Raw genomic sequence first — 17711 nt, 5'->3', positions numbered from 1 at the left:
AGTGGCGCTCACCCTGGAGACACGAGGTACCGCTCATCGCGACGACGTGCTCACCGCCCTCGGGAACGCGGGATACGGGGTCCACGTATCGGATTAACCGATGATTCGTAATCGAACCCAGAACTTCGCACCGGCGATCACTGCCCAGCACCCTGGGCGTCTGCTGCGCTCCGATGCCGCGTGGACCAATTCTCGGCGAACGGATTCGCGGGCGACTGAGGTTGTCCCGGCTTGCCGGACGGGTTGGATTGATGCTCACGCGGCTGCGTGAACGGGGGTGTGGGCTCGTTCGTACTGGGCTGAGCATTCCGATCTTGGAGTGTCGCCTTTTGGGGTTGTAGAAGGTTTCGATTTAGTCCAAGATCGCATTGGCCAGTTCCTGACGTATTACCGACTGCTTGCGGTCGAGTATTTCCAATTGCATTGTGGAGAACACCCTTTCGACCATGATGCTGTCGAACACAGTCCCAGATCAACCCCATCGACCCGATTAACCCGGCGGCGCGGATGCTGTCGCCTGCCAGGCTGAAGGGACCACCGGTTTGCCATGTGGATGGGACCGGGTTGGTTCCGGTCGCGGGGCCGTTGTCGATGGTGGCTGAGTATCGGGTGGTTGGTCAATCGGGGGTGGGTTTCAGGGGTGGGGCCAGTCGGTCTCAGGTCCGCCGGGCGGGCAGTACCAGCGTTTGCCGGGAAGGCAGGCTGCCCAGGCTTCGTGGGGTGCTTGTGGAGGGCAGACGATGTGTGCGCCGGTGTCGAAGGCGAGGGTGAGTTCCCAGTTGCGGACCTGCGCGGTGGTCACCCGATGGTTCAGCAGGCCCAGGACCGGGCCTGCTGTGAGCGGATCGTCTTCGACCCGGACTTCCCACTTCTTGTTCGCGGCGTCTTTGAACCAGAAGTCGGTCAGGTCGACGTGAACACCGGGCTGATCGGGTGCTTCGAGATCGAAGACAAGACGCAGATACGAGTTCCAGACCCAGATCTGTTCGATCTCGAGTCCGGTCAACGCGGAGAACTCGCCCATGGCCATGACCGGGAGCGTAACGAAGGCACCCGATGCATGAGGACGATCGAGGTTCGGTGATGAGGCTGCTGGTCAACTCGATTTGTTGTGCTGGTCGCGCTCGCCGATCCGCGGCTTTTGTCGTTGCCGGTAGGATTCGCCTTCGACGACGAGCTCGTAGGCGGCCGACTGTAGCCGGTCCATCGCCGACTGCGCTAGCAGCGGGTCGGCCATCATGGTCAAGATCTCCGGGGGTTCCCGGTTGCTGGTGATGATCGTGGAGGCTTTGCGGTGGCGTTCGACGATCAGTTCGTAGAAGTCGCCTGTCTCGGGCGCCTCCAGCCGGTGCAGCGCCAGGTCGTCGAGAATGAGCAGGTCGACCCGGTGCAGTTTGCGCATCTCGTCTTCGTAGCTGCCGTCCAGGCGCGCGCCGCGTAGTCGTTTGAACAGTTTGTCGGCGCGTTCGGTGTGAACCGAATGGTGGCGGCGGACCGCGACATGTCCTAACGCGTTGGCCAGGAACGTCTTGCCGACCCCGACTGGTCCCATGACGAGCACGTTGTAGGCGTCGGCGAGGAACCGCAGCGAGGTCAACTCCGCCCAGAGCTCCCGGTCGAAGGTAACCGCGGTCGAATCGTCCCAGGCTTGTAGTTGCATCTGCGGGTCCAGGTGGGCGGCCTTGGCGCGGCGTTGTTCGGATTGCCGGTCGCGGCGGGCGACCTCGTCGGCGAACAGCATCTCCAGGAAGTCGTGGTGGGGCAGCCGATTCGACCGAGCGAGAGCAAGCCGTTCCGGGAGGGTGTCGAGCAACTGGCCGAGCTTGAGCCGCCGCATCAGTACTTTCAGCTCCGGCGAGATCTCGATCGGTTTGACCGCGGGTGTCGCGGATGGGCGGCGGGTGTTGCTCATGACGGCCTCCGGACAGCGAAATCGGTGGCGGAGCGAACGAACCGAGACGGGGCCGGTGGTGGCAGCAACGTCAGCTGCTGGCCGGTTGCGCCGCGGGCGAGCATGCGGTCGATGACCCCGACGTCGACGACCTCGGCGTCCAGCGACCGGCGGCAGGCGTCGTCGACGATGTCGGCGCCGTGGCGGCGGACCAAGCCCAGTAGCCGGTAGACCTGCCGCATTTTCGTCCATGGCAGCGGATGCTCCAACACCGCAGCTGTGTAGATACCGATATGGGTGCCGTGAGACTCTGCTCTGCGCTGCAGCGTGTTCAGATCTCGCATCGCGTAGGCGGTCAGCTCGCTGGGCAGATCCGCCGGATCGGTCTGGCGACGACCGGCGGCGATGCGAGGGTGGACTTTGATCAGTTCACCGCGGAAGTAGAGCTTGACCGTCTGCGCGTCGACGCGGGCGGAAAGCCGCTGCCCGATGAGGTCGCCGGGAACACTGTAGAGGGCCTTGGCGATCTGCACGTGCCTATCCGGCGCGACCTTCGGATTTACCCAGGTAGGGATGTCGAATACGGTGCTTGGCACCGGTTGCAGTTTCGGGTGCTCGTCGGCGGTGAACACTTCGGCCGGGCGTAGTCGGGTTGTGCCGTGTATTCGCATTCCCGCGGTCTCACGACACCACTGCTGCGCGCGTTCCCGGCAGTCATCGAGATCCCGGAACTGTTCTCCGGCGAAGAAATTCGAGCGTGCGTAAGGAACGCAGCGCTCGACGCGGGGTTTGGACCGAGTCGTCAAATGCACCCGATGCCACTGATGCACGACGTGTTGTGCGGGTGACTCACCCGTTCCATCCGTGGTGCGGGCGCGAGTTCGAGTTCGTAGCGCTGCGCAACAACTGGGGCGAGGACCGGGTGTGCTTCCACGACGAGCACGGTGAGCTGAAGTCCCTGCCCACTGCCTGGACCGACGCGGCCGACAAGGACCCGTTCTTGATCATGGCCGCTGGCCGCTGCGCGTTCCGGGTCGAGGACCTACTCGCCCTCACCGACATGGTCTCCCAGCTGCACTCGACGTGATCGACCTGTCAACAGAATTACGCCGCGATTGTCAGGGTGATTACGCCGAAGCATGGCGATCTCCGCCAGAGTAGATCAGCGATATCCAGCCAACTTCGTTGTAATAACTAGACTTTTACCGCATCTATCGATAGCTTCCTTGATCGTGTTGGCGTAATCATGCTGACATCGTGAACAGTGGAGGTTGGCGTGGCCAAGCGGCGTGAGGATCACAAGACGCGGTCGTTGCGGGAGTCGCGGACGCTGAACCCGCGCCCGGAGGCGGTGTCCGACGAGCGGTTCGCGTCCGCGGAGTTCTTCGACGCGCGGGACATGGCGCAGGTCAAGTACGAGATGGTGCGCCGCGTCGAGGTCGACGGCGTGCCGGTCGCCCGCGCCGCGGCGGCGTTCGGGTTGTCGCGCCAGACCTACTACCAGGCCGCGGCCGCGCTGGCCGAGGGCGGCCCGGCCGCCCTGGTGCCCGGCAAACCCGGCCCGAAAGGGCCACGCAAGCTCACCGCCGAGGTCGTCGACCACCTGGAGCAGCTGCTGGCGGCCGACCCCGCCCTGCGGCCCGCGGAGCTGGCCGAGCGGATCGAGCAGCGGTTCGGGATCCGGGTGCACCCGCGGTCGGTCGAGCGGGCGCTGGAGCGCCGCCGCACCGAATCCCAGGAGCGGCCCAAAAGCGGTCCCTGAACCCGCCCGCGGTGAGGGAGCCACCGAACGCTACGAACGGCTGCGCCGGGCCGTGCTGTCCGGCCAGCCCGGTGGGCACCGGCTGGGCTGGGGTGTGCTGGCCGGCCGCGGCATGGCCGCCTGGATCACCGCGCAACAGCAGATCACCGTTGCCCCACAACATAATTCGCGACACAACCTCGCCAGGCAAGCGGACGCGCCAACAGGCCCGACCGAGGAGTTGGTGCGGGTGATGGCCGGCATGGCACTGGCTTGCCTGCGCGCACCACACGATCAAGGAGCAATTGATGAGAACCCACGCCGCGAACGCGGCGGGCAAGGTCACCCACGAGCACCTGCGGCGTGAGGCCTACCTCTACGTTCGTCAGTCCAGCCTCAAGCAGGTGTTGTCCAACACCGAGTCCGCCACCCGGCAATACGCGCTGCGCGGCCGGGCAGTGGCCCTGGGCTGGACCGAATCGCAGATCATCGTCATCGATACCGACCAAGGCCAGTCCGGGGCCTCGGCCGCGGACCGGGAGGGCTTCCAGCGCCTCGTCGCCGACGTCGGCATGGGCAGAGCGGGGATCGTGCTCGGTTTGGAAGTGTCCCGGCTGGCCCGCAACAACACCGACTGGCACCGGCTGCTCGAGATCTGCGCCCTGACCGGCACCCTGATCTGCGACGAAGACGGCCTCTACGACCCCGCCGACTTCAACGACCGGCTCCTGCTCGGCCTGAAAGGCACGATGTCCGAGGCCGAACTGCACTTCCTCAAAGCGCGGCTGCGCGGCGGTCAACTGTCCAAGGCCCGCCGCGGTGAGCTGGTCATGCCGCTGCCGGTCGGCCTGATCCGCGACGGCACCGGCGCGGTCACCCTCGATCCCGACGCCAGCGTCCAAGGCGCGGTGCGGCGGGTGTTCGACACCTTCACCGCGACCGGATCCGCCCTGGCAGTGGTCAAGGCATTCGCCGCCGATCAGCTGTTGTTCCCCCGCCGCCTGGCCACCGGCCCGCGCAAGGGCGAGCTGTCCTGGGGCGAACTCGAGCACTCCCGGGTGCTGCAAATCCTGCACAACCCCCGCTACGCCGGCGCGTTCTTCTACGGCCGCAACGCCCACGCCCGCAAACCCGGCGGCGGACAGACCACCCGCGTGCTCCCGCGCGAGGAATGGACCGTGCTGATCACCGACGCCCACGTCGGCTACATCACCTGGGAACGCTTCGAGGCCAACCAAGCCAGACTCACCGCCAACGCCACCGCCCACGGCACCGACCGCCGCGCCAGCCCACCCCGCGAAGGCCCCGCCCTCCTGCAAGGACTCGTGCTCTGCGGCAAATGCGGCGGCCGGATGACCGTCCGCTACCACCAGCGCAAAAACCAACTCACCCCCGAATACGTCTGCCAATCCGAGGGCATCAAGCGTGGCAAGGCCATCTGCCAGCGCGTCCCCGGCGCATCGATCGACACCGCCGTCGGCACACTACTGCTGGACACCCTCACCCCGCTGGCCCTGCAGACCGCCCTCGCGGTCTCCGACGAACTCACCGCCCGCGCCGAAGACGCCGACCGCATCCGCGCCACCACCGTCCAACGCGCCCAATACCACGCCGACCTCGCCCGCCGCCGCTACCTCGCGGTCGACCCCGCCAACCGCCTCGTCGCCGACCAACTCGAAGCCGCCTGGAACGCCGCTCTCCGCGACCTGAGCGAGGCCACCGAGACCTACGAACGCGCCCACAACAGCCACAACGGGCCCCTCAACCAGGCCCAACGCGACAAGGTGACCGCTCTGGCCTCCGACTTCCCCGCCCTCTGGAACAACCCCAACACCCCGATGCGGGAACGCAAACGCATCGTCCGCCTGCTCGTCACCGACGCCACCCTCGCCCGCAACGACACCACGATCACCGTCCACATCAGACTCCGCGGCGGCCAAGACCACACACTGACCCTGCCGATTCCGTTGGCCTCCTGGCAGATCCGCCAAACCCCCACCGAAGTCGTCACCGCCGTCGACACGCTACTCGACGAGCACACCGACTCCGAGATCGCCACGATCCTCACTGGCCAAGGCCTCACCAGCGGCACCGGAGGACCCCTGCACCCGGGCATCATCCGACACATCCGCCACGCCTACCAGCTGCGCAGCCACACCCAACGACTCCGCGACCAAGGACTGCTCACCCTCAACGAGATCGCCCGCCACCTGAACATCAGCCCCAACACCGTCAAGACCTGGCGCAACAACGGACTCCTCACCGGCAAACGCGCCAACGACAAAGGCGAATACCTCTACCAACTCCCCAGCCCCGACCTCGCCCGACCCCGCATCGGACGACCACCCCGCAAACCAGCCCCTGCCAACGAAACAACCACCGCATCAACCACAAGGAGCGCAGTATGAAACCAGATGTTTGTCCTGGGGACGGCGGATCCGGGCCGGATCGACGACGAATCCACGGGACTCCGCGTATTCGCGGAACGAATCGTTCAACCGGGGGTCGGTCGCGTTCGCGCGGTCGACGATCGCTTTCATGTTGTCCGGGATCACGACCGCGAACACGCCGTCGAAGAACACCCACGCCGCTTCGAACCCTGCGACGACGTCGTTGAGCGTCTCCCGGTAGGTCGGATAGACGAACATGTGCCGCGAATACACCGCGGTGAAGATCAAACCCTTCACCACCCGACCTCGTCCCTCGATATCGGTGAGCAGACCGAGGCGGCCGAAGTCGACCTGCACCTCGGTGCCGGGTTCGCAGTCGGCCACCCGCACCGTCCTACGGCGCTTGCCGAATCCCAATTCGGTTGTCGCGTAACGGTGCAACGTCCGGTACGACACCACCACCCCGCGCCGGCCCAGCAGAATGTGGACCTTGGTCAGGGTCAGGCCCTGATCCAGCCAAGCCTTGATCAGCTCGGTCTCTCCGGTGAGGATCTCCCACGCCGGGCTCTTGCCGGTCGGGCGTTTGGACCGTACTCCCGTGATCACCCCCGTCAGCAGCTCATCGGTCAACTGCTCGACGCCGCCGTCACGGTCCACCCCGCACGACTGCGCCCGCTCGACATACCGGCGCACGGTCTTGCGGTCGGTGCCCGACAACCGCGCCACTTCCCGCAACCCACGACCCTGCAGCCACAGCCGCAGCATCTCCCTGATCTCCAACACCGAAACCTCCCGGTAGCTCATCCGCCAAATACAGCGGCCAAGCGACCAGACACCCCGCATGCCACGCCGGTGGTCCCATAACTGGCAAAACCACTAGTCAGGCGGTCCCATCCGTGGCAAAAGGGGTGGTCCCATGCTCATGGCAAAACCGGCTCCGAAGTGGTCCCTTCCTCATGGCAGCCGACACGGATGCGTTGCCCGAACGCCCAGCTGGTGTACTGAGCGCCGCGATCGCTGTGGGCTATGGTCTGCCCAGGCGGCGGTCCGCCGCCAGCGGGTCATGTCCACCGCGTCGCAGACCCAGTTCGGCGCGTAGATGGTCTGCGATCTCAGCCGGGCCACACGTTTGCGACCCACTCGGATCCGCTGACCGAGCCGCAGTTCGACATGCACCCGCGCAGCACCGTAGGTCCCGCGCGACGCGATGTGGACGTCGGTGATCGTGGCGGTGAGTTCACGATCAGCGCGAGCACGCGCCGACTCGCCCCGCTGCTTCCACTCGTAGTACCCGGAGGTCGACACCCCCAATGACAAGCCCGTGGCACTGCGGGATGCCGGCTTCGGGCAGTCGCGCGACCACCGGGAACACCATTTTGAGAGGACGTTCTCCCGGATGCTCCTATGTCAAGCTGCCTGCAGTGCAGCGATTTCGTGACTGTGGCGGACTGCTCGAGCGCGGCGCGTTCGTCGCTGACCAGGGGTCGGAAGACAACGTTGGACAGGCACTGGCGCAGTAGTTGCATGGCCCCAACGCAGGTCTTTCCCCGGCCGACGAGCTTGTCGACGTATCCTTGCCCGGCCCGTGGCCACGAGTCTGGGTGAGCGCATGTGCAGGGAGCAGTTGATCCAACGATTGCCTCCGCGATTGAGTCGTACCTTTCCCGAGGTGGCGCCCGACCACAGTGGGATCGGCGCGGTCCCGGTGGATCGCGCATACCGTCCTTGTTCCGAAACCTCTGCGCTCCAGCAGTTTCCCCGACGATTACCGCGGCCGACAGCACACCGCAGCCGGGAACGGAGAGCAGGCTTGCCGCGAGAGCCCGAACTCGGTCACGTAGTTGACGCTCCAGATCGTTGACCTGCTGGATCAGCTCCCGGCAGCGAGCGGTCCTCGCCCGCGCCAGCTCGGCGACCAGACCGTCGAATGCGGTCAGCCGCTGGGCGAGGTCGTCGATGACGCAGTAGCGGCGCAGTCCTCGGGCGGGGATTTCCAGACCAGGGTCGATTTCGTGCAGGTGCCAGCGCAGCCGGTTGATCAGTTCGGTGCGCTCGGTTGCCAGAACGTGGCGATAATTTGACAACAGCTTCATCTCGCGCGCCGGGCCGTCCAGGCGTGCAGTTGGCGGGTCCGGTTCGGGCAGTGCGGCATGCGCGAGGGCAAGGGCGTCGATCGGGTCGGACTTGCCCTTCTCCCGGCCGCCGCGGCGGGCTGCGGCCATCAGATGCGTCGGCACCCGAACCACTTCGAGTCCCACGCTGAGGAGATCACGCTCGAACCGGCGCGTGACGTGGCGGCAGTCTTCCAGCGCGAACCTCATGTCGGGCCATTGCCTGGCCCACTTCACCGCCTTCAGATGGTCTTCGCTGGCGGTTCCGATCGTCTTGGCCGCCAGCCGACGGCCGACTGCGTCGACAGCCACCATGGTTCGGCTGCGCTATGCGCAAAGACACCAATTACGACCCGGCTCAGAAGGGTTCGTCCTCTCTATGGTTCATCCAGGTTGACGAGCCGAATTAGGACGGGCACGCGTCAACCGGGCAGTTCGCGCGCTCCTATCACATCGACGCAAAGTAAGCCGCTGCCTTACCCAGCACTTCGTTCTCCAACTCGAGTTGCCGAGTCCTGCTCCGTAACTCGGTCAGTTCCTAGCCCACCTGATACATAGGCCTTGTGGCGCCCGATTTCGGATGCGCGTAACTGCAGCGCCTTCAAGTGTAGTGTCCAGTATTATTGATGTTATAACTGTGTCACGGGCCGCGGGTTGATCATGGGCAGCTGAGTGGTAGTGCCGGAGAAGGGCCGAGCCGGTGATTAAACCGCTTGCACACATCGGCGCCGACCGGAACCCGCGCACCGTCGCAGCGGCCACGTTGGCAGTCAGGGTTGGTCGGCCCGCCACCGGCGAACAGTTCTCGCAGCACCGCGTCCAGCTGGTTGACAGTGCGAGTCCGACTGCCGAACAGACTGTTTCGACGCTGTCGTGACAAGCCACGAAGATCCACCAACACACGACGAACCGGGTCCTTACCTCTCTGACCGCCCACCCGCCGATTCGCGGGGGCGTTGGTCTGTGTGGAGGAGTTCGGACTGGGCGAACCCGCGGTCTACCCCGCCTTCGTGCGAGCTGGCGCCGCATCAAGGGTGTCCGGCACATCCGCGCTACCCCTGATCCTACCCTCGGGCCAGGCGTAAGACCGCTTCAGTGATCGGAAATGGCGGACGAAGCTCCTGACCTAACGTAAATCGCTGTAAGTCCGGTGGCCGGGAGAGAAGTCCCATCCGATCTGCAGAACTGCTCGATCTCGCACACGGGCCGAAGCCCGCACAATGGTGCACAGCTAACGCCGTGGAGCTGGCGTTCCCCGCCCACCTAATCGCGCTGGCTGAAACGCATCGAGCGCAAACTCACCGTATGGCTGTACTTCACGTACAACGGAACCGCCGCAGCCATCGAAACTTAGTTCCCGTGGGTCTGGCTGATGTTGTCCTTGATGTAGTCGACGTAGGAGTTTGTCCGAGTTCGGCCTGGGCTCGACACGGTTATCTCGGGCATGTCCATGACGCGCCGGACGTGATTGTGGTCGTCGGGTGCGGGGGTCATCTCGTCGCTGTCCAGGCTTTCGGGCTGTTCGAGTGGGCAGGAGGCGTTGTGCGGGTGCAGCAGGTGTTGGCGCCGGGCGGGGGTCCGGAGTCCTGGACGGTGCTGGATGCGCAGTTCGCGGTGATCGAGCCGGTTGATGAGTTTCTGGCGCATTTGACCGCGATCGAGCGGTCACCGGGCACCGTGCGGTCGTATGCATTCGATCTACGAGACTTCTTCGCGTTCCTGACTGCGCACGAGATCGACTGGCGGGCAGTGCGGTTGGAGCATTTCGGCCGGTTCGTGGGCTGGTTGCGGTTGCCCGCGGGGATGCGGTCGGCGACGGTGACATCGCTGCCGACGCCTGAGGCGGCGTGTTCGGCGACGACGATCAACCGCAAGCTGGCGGCGGTCGGGTCATTTTACAGGTATCACTACCGCCACGGTGTCGAGTGCGGTGAGTTGCTGACCGAGATCAAGCCGGGCGGGGTGCGCGGTTCGTGGCGTCCGTTTCTGGCTCACTTGGGTTCGGACGGCGACAAGCGGCGACGCACGATCAAGCTGAAGGTTCAGCGGCGGCTGCCCCAAACCTTGACCGCCCGGCAGGTCGCCGCGATCGTCGGCGCGTGTGAGCGGTTGCGGGACCGGTTTATGATCGAGCTGTTGGCCGGCATCGGGATGCGGATCGGGGAAGCGCTCGGGCTGCGGCACGAGGACATCGACGCCGCATCCGCGCTGATCCGCATCCGGTTGCGGGACAACAGCAACGGTGCCCGCGCCAAGGGTGGGCAGCGGGAGATCCCTGTCGCGCCGGGGTTGATCCGCCTCTACACCGACTATCTGGTGGAGGAGTACGGCGATCTGGATTGCGACTACGTATTCGTCAACCTCTGGGGCGGCCGGATCGGGCAAGCCTGGCGATACTGGAACGTCACCGATCTGGTCGAGCGTCTGCGCAGCCGCAGCGGAGTGGCGTTTTCCGCACACAGATTCCGCCACACCTACGCCACGGACCTGTTGCGCCGCAGAGTGCCGATCGAGGTGGTGCAGAAGCTGCTGGGCCACGCCTCCGTGACCACGACCAGCACCACCTACGAACATCCGGAGATCGAGGACGTTCGCCGAGTGCTGGCCCAAGCCGGATGTCTCGGCACCCCCGCAGCCGAGACCATGGCGGCGGGAGACAAGGCATGAACCCGCGGACACCGGTCGAAGAGCGCACCAGGGCCGACACCCCAGGCTCGGGCCGGAACGGTTCGCTGCAAACGCGGCTGCGGGAGTTGGTGAAGGGGTTCCTGGTCGAGGACCGGGTCGAGATCCGTCTCGGCGATCCGGTCGGTGGTAGTGGGCCCGCGTGCTGTTTACCTGGTTGCCCGCGTCCGGCGTCCACGAAGCAGCTCTGCAAGGCCCACCTGGGGCGCTGGAACTGGGCCGGCCGCCCCGCTCCAGCTCAGTGGGGCCCGGGCGACCCGCCGGAGCCGGAGTGGCTGTCGCTGGCCCGGCTGCCGGTTCCTTTGCGGTTCGAAGTCGCTTACGGGCTACTGCGGGCACGACAGACTCGTGCTGTCGATCCGATCGGGATTGCCGCAGCTCGTCGGCTCCTCGACACCCTTTCCACGACGGAAATGTCATCGTTGTTCGATCGTGGCGAACATGAATGGCCCACCGCACGTTCTGCGGAAGGGATCGCGAAACTGCTGGTTGGGTTCATCACCTTCACCATCGACGAGATCGACCGGTTGCAGGGCATCTGCACTGGCGAGTACGAGTATTCCCGGGACGTTTGGCGGTTGCGGCGGCTGGGGTTCACCGGGACTCCGGAAGGGTGGCAGCTCGATTTCCGTCGCATCGATCAGCTCTGGCTCCGGGAGGCGGTCAAGAAGTTCTTGCGCTGGCGGCACGACGCCGGCCATTCCGCCAGCGGCATGCACCGTGATGTCCTGACACTGACCCGGCTCGGCCACGCGTTGACCGAGTGCGCCGGGCCCGCAGCGGCTCCGAAGCAGTTCGACCGCACCGTCATCACCCGGCTGCTGGCCCTGTTCGTCGCGGACGGGCTCACCGCCAACGGGCGTCGACAGCGGATGAGTTCGGTGAAAAGATTCTTCGCCATCGCGCGTCAGCACGACTGGCTTCCCGGGGTTCCTGCCCGCACCGCGGTCTACTCCGAAGACTTCCCGGCCCCGACGCAGCTGGCGCCGCGGGCGTTGTCCGCATTCGTCACCGCGCAATTGAAGAACCCGGGCACTCTCGACAAGCTCACCGATCCGCGCTGGCGACTGCTGTTCCCCCTACTGATGGAAACCGGGCTACGACTCAACGACGCACTGCACCTGCCGACCGACTGCGTCGTCCACGATCAACGGCAGGCACCCTACCTGCGTTTCCACAACCGGAAAATGAAACGCGAAGCCCTGGTGCCCATCTCAGACGAAATGGCTTCGGCGATCATCCGGCAAGCCCAGCATGTTCGCGCCGAATACTCCCCACAAGCAGTGCTGTTCCCGCGCTGCACCCAGAACCCTCGAGGCATCCGGCCGGTCGCCAGCGCCACCGCCTGGAAGGCGCTGCAGACATGGGTCGCCGACTGCCGAGTCGTCGACGAGTCCGGCGCCCCGGTCCGGGTCACCGCCCACCAGTTCCGCCACACCCTGGGCACCCAGCTGATCAACAACGACGTCCCCCAAGAAGTGGTCCGACGCATCCTCGACCATTCATCCACGGAAATGACCGCCCACTACGCCCGCCTCCACGACGACACCGTGCGCCGACACTGGGAACGCGCCCGCAAGGTCGACATCCACGGCAACGAAGTCACCCTCACCTCCGACAGCCCCCTCGCCGACGCCGAATGGGCCAACCATCACCTGTCCCGAGCCACCCAAGCCCTGCCCAACGGCTACTGCGGACTGCCACTACAACAAAGCTGCCCGCACGCCAACGCCTGCCTGACCTGCCCCGTCTTCATCACGACCCCGGAATTCCTGCCCCAGCATCGTGACCAACTCGACCTCACCCGAGGCATCATCGAACGCGCCCGCCAACGCGGGCAGCTTCGGCTCGCCGAAATGAACCAGCGCACCGCCGACAACCTCCTCAACATCATCACCAGCCTCGAAAAACCCACCACAAACGAACCCGGTGACAACGATGCGAGCTGACAACTCTGCTCACTTGAAAGCGGCAGCCCGATCACGCCACGACGCCGCACGCCGCCGCGCCGTCGCAGCACTCGACGACCTCGAGGCCAGCAAAGCGACTGTCACCATCGCCGGCCTGGCTAAGACCGCGAAAGTCGCCCGCTCCTGGATCTAGACCCAGAACGACCTACTCCAACGCATCAGAACCACCCCGACCGCAGCCTTCACCGAACAATCCTCACCGTCTCGGGCCAGCGAGGAGTCGTGGCAACGACGCCTGGAACTGGCCCACCAGCGCATCAAGGATCTCACCAAGGAGAACCAGTAACTACGGACTCAGCTCGCACTTGCTCACGGCCAACGACGAGCGGATCTGACGACAGGCCGAAGTTCAGTCCGATGAGCTCAACGCAGTCGACACCAGCACCGGCCCCTTACTCGAGTCCGGGCAGGTCCGTGATCCGCGCCAGAAACTCGAGTAACTCAACCTCACGGCGCTCCTGAGCCCACCCCGTCAGCTCTGACACCACCCCCTGGAACACTCGAGCGAGTTCACCCAACGGACATACACAACTGGCTTCAACGGATCCGCCGTCCGCGAACACATCCTCGGCACGCCCGTCATCGACAGCGAATATCTCCACGCACCGCTGGCCCTCATGCGTCGGCCCTGGGACGAGCTTCACGAAATAGCTTCCTTCCCAGAAGTAGAAGTCAGCCTCGTCTTCACCGTCGGCAGCCCTGGCGATCGCATGGCGAAGCGACCCCAGAAACGACAACGGACTGTCAAACCAGCCGTTCGCCGGGAAGTCGTATCCGTCGAGAGTGATCCAGGTCTTGCCGCTGACATACAGCTGAGGGCTACGCGCATCAACCTCCAGACCGTCAAACGGGATGTTGATCACGAACATGCCAGATCGTCCTCCACCACCGAAGCCACGGCGGCCAGTTTCTCCGCTGTCGAAACATCGATCCGCTCGGTGAACACCAGCAGCGATCCTCCACGGACGAGCCCGCTCCACGACCTCATGTCGGCAATCATGTCAACCGTCCAAGCCGACCCCTATCAAGGACCTTCCCTCCAACGGCGGCACAACGAATACGGGAGCGCAACCACGCTAGCCATGCTCCACCGGCGACCACTCACCGCGACCAGGACACCGTCCTCCACACAAAGCCCAGCACAGAACAGGCCACTACGGCCAGGAGCCTGGGGAACATATGTTCGATGCCATCAATGGATGGTTCATTACCTGTTCGTAGGCATAAATACAGTCGCGCAAAGATTGCCGTGTCCACATGTTCGCGAGCAACATGACCAACTCGTTGCACCTTCGTTCGAATGTCAGCATGTGGAGGTACGCAATTTCGCTGCGCGCTCGATCATCGCAAGATGCGCTTCGAACTAGCTCCCGACGACGGGTCAGTATCATCTCCGACAAAGCTTCGTCCGCCGCACGCAGCGCGTTCCACCTTCTCCCTGGAATGCGCTGGCCGGCGTGGAGTGTACTCAGAATCTGCCCTCGAAGCACTCGGGAATCCTCCTGTACGGCGATGCTAGCCGACCCACGAGAAAGGTGTTGATGGGCGGAGCACGCCAGGTCGAGGCAACGAGTGCGCACTCGCGCGGTAGACACTGACGCAACGTGCTGCAGTGCCGCTATGGAGCCTGCCAGTCCGAGCCGGTCTGTTGAACTAGGCGCAACATTTTGGATGCTGAACTCAGGAAAACTGAAATCGTATGTAGGTTCGACCAGACTCTCCACCTCGACCTCGTTCATTTCCGTTCGCAACTCTGGATCGATTGCACCAGAGGACACCAATGCCGACATAGTGGCGTTAGCTTTCGAGCCGAAAACCCGCCCGAATTCTTTCAAAATTCGAACGGGGTCGTGGGCACTTTCCCACGCCAACTCGTACCAATCTATCCCAAGTATTTCACTCCAGACCCACGGAGTGGACAGCCACGCCGGAAAAGATAGATTTGCAGGAAGCCACCCGCATCCCTCATCAGTTGTTAAAAAGACCCCCACACCACCGGGACCACGCATTACCGAGGCGGCCCACGTCAATCTCGCGGCTGATGCGTCGGCGGCCGCAAGTATGGCTCCGAGCAGAGTCTGCGCTATAGCCAGATCACCGGTCTGGATACCGTTTGGTTCAAATGTAGCTGCTACGGGGGACACATCAGGACTAGAGATGTCGCCCGGGAACTGACTCAAGGTTGCACGTGGAAGGGCAGTCGGCATAGCCTGACCCACTGAAGGAATATTTCTGGGGAAGTCCGGCCACCCAGCCTCGTGAGCAACTTCATTCAATGATCCACACTCCGAAATACGAGCTTTGCAGTAGACTTGATGATAATGCCGTTGATTCGCACGACTATCTACTCCCCTATTACAAAAGGTATCCTACAGCAAATCTAGGTTCAGAAATCCTTCGAACTCGGCCCCGAAATTACCAGCCGAGGTCACTGTATGCCGAACTTGATGAGCGGCATCCATCGAGCCGAAACCGAGGCGGCTAACAGCTGGGCCAAACGGTAACATTTTTGAATGCTGCGAGCTTGAAGTAATTTTACATATTCACTCGGCGCCAACTCGCCGAGTTGGTTAAATAGTTTCAAAATCAATATATGGTGAAGTAAGTTCTATAGATTGGCGTTGCAACGGGATAAAACGCTTTCAAGCAGTCTAGCGAAGCAGTGGAAGTGGTGTAAGTTGAGTACTTTCTCCGAAATAGTATCAGGTACTGTCAGCTTCGCCGCACCCATAGTGGGAAATTTGATACTCCCAGGAGCAGGCGGACTCATCGGCGGTGCGGTCGGTAACCTCGCAGCTAAAGCGATCGACGGCGAGATCCACAGTGAGACGGACGTCATGTTGGCCCTAGCGCTAGGCGGGGCCACGAGTGCCATAGGCGGCGCCGTCGGCGGAAAAATCTTGGGAGGCCTCTCCAAGAGGGCAACCGCAGCGGTCGGGGGCGATGCGGCAATTGCCCAACCGGCCCGTCTAATGTTCATGCGAAATGTCAATGTAGCTCTTGGCAGAGGCGATCTAGCACGAAATTGGTGCTACTTGGGCCAAACTACAGTTCGCGCACCCCTTACGCTTATAGCGGAAAAACTCGGACCCCCCTTCAATGACAGGATACCAATTATTTCCATCGGCAACGGCGCCGAATCGACATACACTCCACCTTCGGGCGTATCAGAAATGAAAAATATGTTCATGCCCGATATCAATGCAGTGCCTACAAAATATAAATTTGGAGCCGGAACAGATAACTATCATAAGCAACTCCCCAAAACCATGCGCGACTATTTTAACCTCTTCGGCACCGGAAAGAAGACCGATCCACCGAAGAGCGCTCCGGTGCCGCAGATTACTCAAGACAAGGACTCCAACTTTAAAAACTATACGCTTGCCTCAGACAGGCTCAAGAACTCATTCGCGGCGTTACATGCCATGAGCACAAATCTACTCAATGTGACAAATAAAATGGAGGACATATCTACAGGAGGGCAGGACGCGATCAACGGAGTAGTTGAATACATCAACAGTCAAGCTGAAGTGGCGCCGTCTAGCGGCCAGAGCGAGGATGATCACATCCTTTCCTACATTGCCGATGCACTGGACAGAGGACGTGACACTATAGAAGATATCTCCAAAAGGGTTCGCAATATCAGCGAAGAAGTAGATTCCCACACTGGCGACCTCCAAAAATTCAATGCACAGCTGGCCCAGCTTCAGGCGAAGAACGAAGAACTGGAGAAAAGGCTGCGTGAGCCGACAGCCGTTCCAGCTATTACCTCACAGACTCCAGGCGTCGAGCCGGCAACCTCGAGGTGGGACGCGCAAACACCGAGGTGGAACGAAGCGACGCCAGCGGGCGACATAGAAATACCGAGATGGAACGCCGAAAACACAGGCCGAGATGCGGGGGTGAGCGATACGCCCGGGACTCGCGTCGAGCACCCGGGGCTAGACGATTCCAGTGCTCCGAGAAGCGTCACGAATACCGTACCGCCAGCGATGCAAAGCGTCTCACCTCCAATGCTTTCGGGTTTGAGCGACATGATGGGCCCTCTCCAGATGATGATGATGCAGGAGCAGATGAGGCGCGACTTGGCGGATCGCGACCTGAATAGCCGTCGCGGGCTCGACCCACACCGCTTCGACCGCGAGTTGGATAACTTCCCGCCATCCCCTGTTACCTCTGTTCCGGCGCAGCAGTCCGCAACTTCCACTCCGGGGTCGACTCCAACTACCACCGCCTCTGCCGCGACGAATAATTCTTCTTCTTCTCAGAACGTGAACGCATTAGCAGCCCGTACACCTGACAGTGACGGCAGCGTCCTGTACACATTCCCCGACGGTAGAACGCAGAAGGTATCCGCAGTGGTAGCCGATGTATTGGATGCAGCGATCTTCAACAAGAAGGACACTGACGCGCAAGCCGCATATGAGAAGACACCGGCAAGGTGGTCCAACCATAAGACTGCCGGGGATCGCGTCAGCCCCTCGGAGCTGATGACCGGTGACGTTGCCATGTGGGACCACCGGACTGCAGTGCTCGTCGTGTTCGGCCCAACTGACGGTGAGAGTTTGGAGGTAATAGTTGCCGGAGAGTTGCGGCCTTTTTCCGCTACGCTGTCCGACAGAGCGGGCGAATTCGGGGCGTTCACAGGCTTCCAGCATCCGGCGGGTATCGAACCCGTCCGACCTGAGAATAAGAAGGACGTCCCGCTGAACCCTTTGACTTCGACTGATCAACCAGCGAGCACAGTCGCCCTGGGCACCGCATAATTCTTCACCACTTCGGTATCACCGGGACGGTCATGGTGTGTGCGGGGCTGATCGTCGCCGCAATCGCACCATGGATCAGCAAATTCATGGCAGGCGTGCATTGACTCGCCGTCTGGGTACAGAACACAAGCAATTGGCACGAATTAAGGAGAACGCG

At 63.0% G+C, this 17711-nt stretch carries 14 protein-coding genes; 6 read left to right on the top strand and 8 right to left on the bottom strand.

Annotation, left to right across the window (positions count from 1 at the left end):
• Positions 1–634: 634 nt before the first annotated feature.
• The 3 genes from ABZW96_RS36115 to ABZW96_RS36105 form a co-directional block, all read right to left on the bottom strand.
• The gene (locus tag ABZW96_RS36115; protein ID WP_355081221.1) at positions 635–1030 is read right to left on the bottom strand and encodes a DUF6188 family protein; all 396 of its coding nucleotides are present in this window, start codon (positions 1028–1030) and stop codon (positions 635–637) included.
• Positions 1031–1096: 66 nt separating this feature from the next.
• Positions 1097–1912 (bottom strand): ATP-binding protein, encoded by an 816-nt coding sequence (locus tag ABZW96_RS36110; protein WP_355081219.1) that lies wholly within the window; start codon positions 1910–1912, stop codon positions 1097–1099.
• Entirely contained in the window at positions 1909–2487 is a 579-nt protein-coding gene (locus ABZW96_RS36105; protein WP_355081218.1) for a hypothetical protein, read from the bottom strand. Before ABZW96_RS36105 ends, ABZW96_RS36110 begins: the two co-directional genes overlap by 4 nt.
• 248 nt (positions 2488–2735) lie before the next feature.
• Here ABZW96_RS36105 and ABZW96_RS36100 point away from each other — a divergent pair, with 248 nt between their 5' ends.
• From ABZW96_RS36100 to ABZW96_RS36090, 3 genes are all read left to right on the top strand, one after another.
• Positions 2736–2978 (top strand): DUF5372 family protein, encoded by a 243-nt coding sequence (locus ABZW96_RS36100; protein WP_355081216.1) that lies wholly within the window; start codon positions 2736–2738, stop codon positions 2976–2978.
• 189 nt (positions 2979–3167) lie between these two features.
• Positions 3168–3653: a helix-turn-helix domain-containing protein gene (locus ABZW96_RS36095; protein WP_355081214.1), complete on the top strand. Its 486-nt coding sequence runs from the start codon at positions 3168–3170 to the stop codon at positions 3651–3653.
• 287 nt (positions 3654–3940) lie between these two features.
• Positions 3941–6040, top strand: a complete 2100-nt coding sequence (locus ABZW96_RS36090; protein WP_355081212.1) for a recombinase family protein — start codon at positions 3941–3943, stop codon at positions 6038–6040.
• Here the strand turns inward: ABZW96_RS36090 and ABZW96_RS36085 are convergent.
• From ABZW96_RS36085 to ABZW96_RS36075, 3 genes are all read right to left on the bottom strand, one after another.
• A complete protein-coding gene (locus tag ABZW96_RS36085) occupies positions 6017–6826 on the bottom strand; it encodes a hypothetical protein (protein WP_355081210.1) in 810 nt (269 codons plus the stop codon). The two genes, ABZW96_RS36090 and ABZW96_RS36085, sit on opposite strands and share 24 nt — an antisense overlap.
• Positions 6827–6976: 150 nt before the next feature.
• Positions 6977–7231: an IS3 family transposase gene (locus ABZW96_RS36080; RefSeq protein WP_355081223.1), complete on the bottom strand. Its 255-nt coding sequence runs from the start codon at positions 7229–7231 to the stop codon at positions 6977–6979.
• Complete coding sequence (locus ABZW96_RS36075) at positions 7135–8448, bottom strand: transposase (protein WP_355081208.1); 1314 nt, start codon at positions 8446–8448, stop codon at positions 7135–7137. Before ABZW96_RS36075 ends, ABZW96_RS36080 begins: the two co-directional genes overlap by 97 nt.
• Before the next feature lie 990 nt (positions 8449–9438).
• Between ABZW96_RS36075 and ABZW96_RS36070 the strand changes: the two genes are divergently transcribed.
• Entirely contained in the window at positions 9439–10800 is a 1362-nt protein-coding gene (locus ABZW96_RS36070) for a tyrosine-type recombinase/integrase (protein WP_355081206.1), read from the top strand.
• Complete coding sequence (locus tag ABZW96_RS36065) at positions 10797–12767, top strand: tyrosine-type recombinase/integrase (protein WP_355081204.1); 1971 nt, start codon at positions 10797–10799, stop codon at positions 12765–12767. The genes ABZW96_RS36070 and ABZW96_RS36065 overlap by 4 nt, the downstream gene beginning before the upstream one ends.
• A gap of 413 nt (positions 12768–13180) precedes the next feature.
• Here the strand turns inward: ABZW96_RS36065 and ABZW96_RS36060 are convergent, their stop codons facing one another.
• Both ABZW96_RS36060 and ABZW96_RS36055 read right to left on the bottom strand, forming a co-directional pair.
• The gene (locus ABZW96_RS36060; protein WP_355081202.1) at positions 13181–13657 is read right to left on the bottom strand and encodes a hypothetical protein; all 477 of its coding nucleotides are present in this window, start codon (positions 13655–13657) and stop codon (positions 13181–13183) included.
• Positions 13648–13776, bottom strand: coding sequence for a hypothetical protein (locus ABZW96_RS36055; protein WP_355081200.1), 129 nt, complete (start codon positions 13774–13776; stop codon positions 13648–13650). The genes ABZW96_RS36060 and ABZW96_RS36055 overlap by 10 nt, the downstream gene beginning before the upstream one ends.
• A gap of 1627 nt (positions 13777–15403) precedes the next feature.
• On the opposite strand from ABZW96_RS36055, the gene ABZW96_RS36050 reads away from it, so the two are divergent.
• A complete protein-coding gene (locus ABZW96_RS36050; protein ID WP_355081198.1) occupies positions 15404–17554 on the top strand; it encodes a hypothetical protein in 2151 nt (716 codons plus the stop codon).
• Positions 17555–17711: the final 157 nt, after the last annotated feature.

This window comes from Nocardia sp. NPDC004168 (genome assembly GCF_040610355.1).
Classification (GTDB): domain Bacteria; phylum Actinomycetota; class Actinomycetes; order Mycobacteriales; family Mycobacteriaceae; genus Nocardia; species Nocardia sichangensis.
This window is presented reverse-complemented; position numbering and strand designations above follow the sequence as displayed.

Excerpts from the sequence above, each read along its gene's own strand:
- ABZW96_RS36115 (WP_355081221.1), bottom strand. The coding sequence starts at position 1,030 with ATGGCCATGGGCGAGTTCTCCGCGTTGACCGGACTCGAGATCGAACAG.
- ABZW96_RS36110 (WP_355081219.1), bottom strand. The coding sequence starts at position 1,912 with ATGAGCAACACCCGCCGCCCATCCGCGACACCCGCGGTCAAACCGATC.
- ABZW96_RS36090 (WP_355081212.1), top strand. The coding sequence starts at position 3,941 with ATGAGAACCCACGCCGCGAACGCGGCGGGCAAGGTCACCCACGAGCAC.
- ABZW96_RS36085 (WP_355081210.1), bottom strand. The coding sequence starts at position 6,826 with ATGAGCTACCGGGAGGTTTCGGTGTTGGAGATCAGGGAGATGCTGCGG.
- ABZW96_RS36075 (WP_355081208.1), bottom strand. The coding sequence starts at position 8,448 with ATGGTGGCTGTCGACGCAGTCGGCCGTCGGCTGGCGGCCAAGACGATC.
- ABZW96_RS36070 (WP_355081206.1), top strand. The coding sequence starts at position 9,439 with ATGGCTGTACTTCACGTACAACGGAACCGCCGCAGCCATCGAAACTTA.
- ABZW96_RS36065 (WP_355081204.1), top strand. The coding sequence starts at position 10,797 with ATGAACCCGCGGACACCGGTCGAAGAGCGCACCAGGGCCGACACCCCA.
- ABZW96_RS36060 (WP_355081202.1), bottom strand. The coding sequence starts at position 13,657 with ATGTTCGTGATCAACATCCCGTTTGACGGTCTGGAGGTTGATGCGCGT.
- ABZW96_RS36055 (WP_355081200.1), bottom strand. The coding sequence starts at position 13,776 with ATGAGGTCGTGGAGCGGGCTCGTCCGTGGAGGATCGCTGCTGGTGTTC.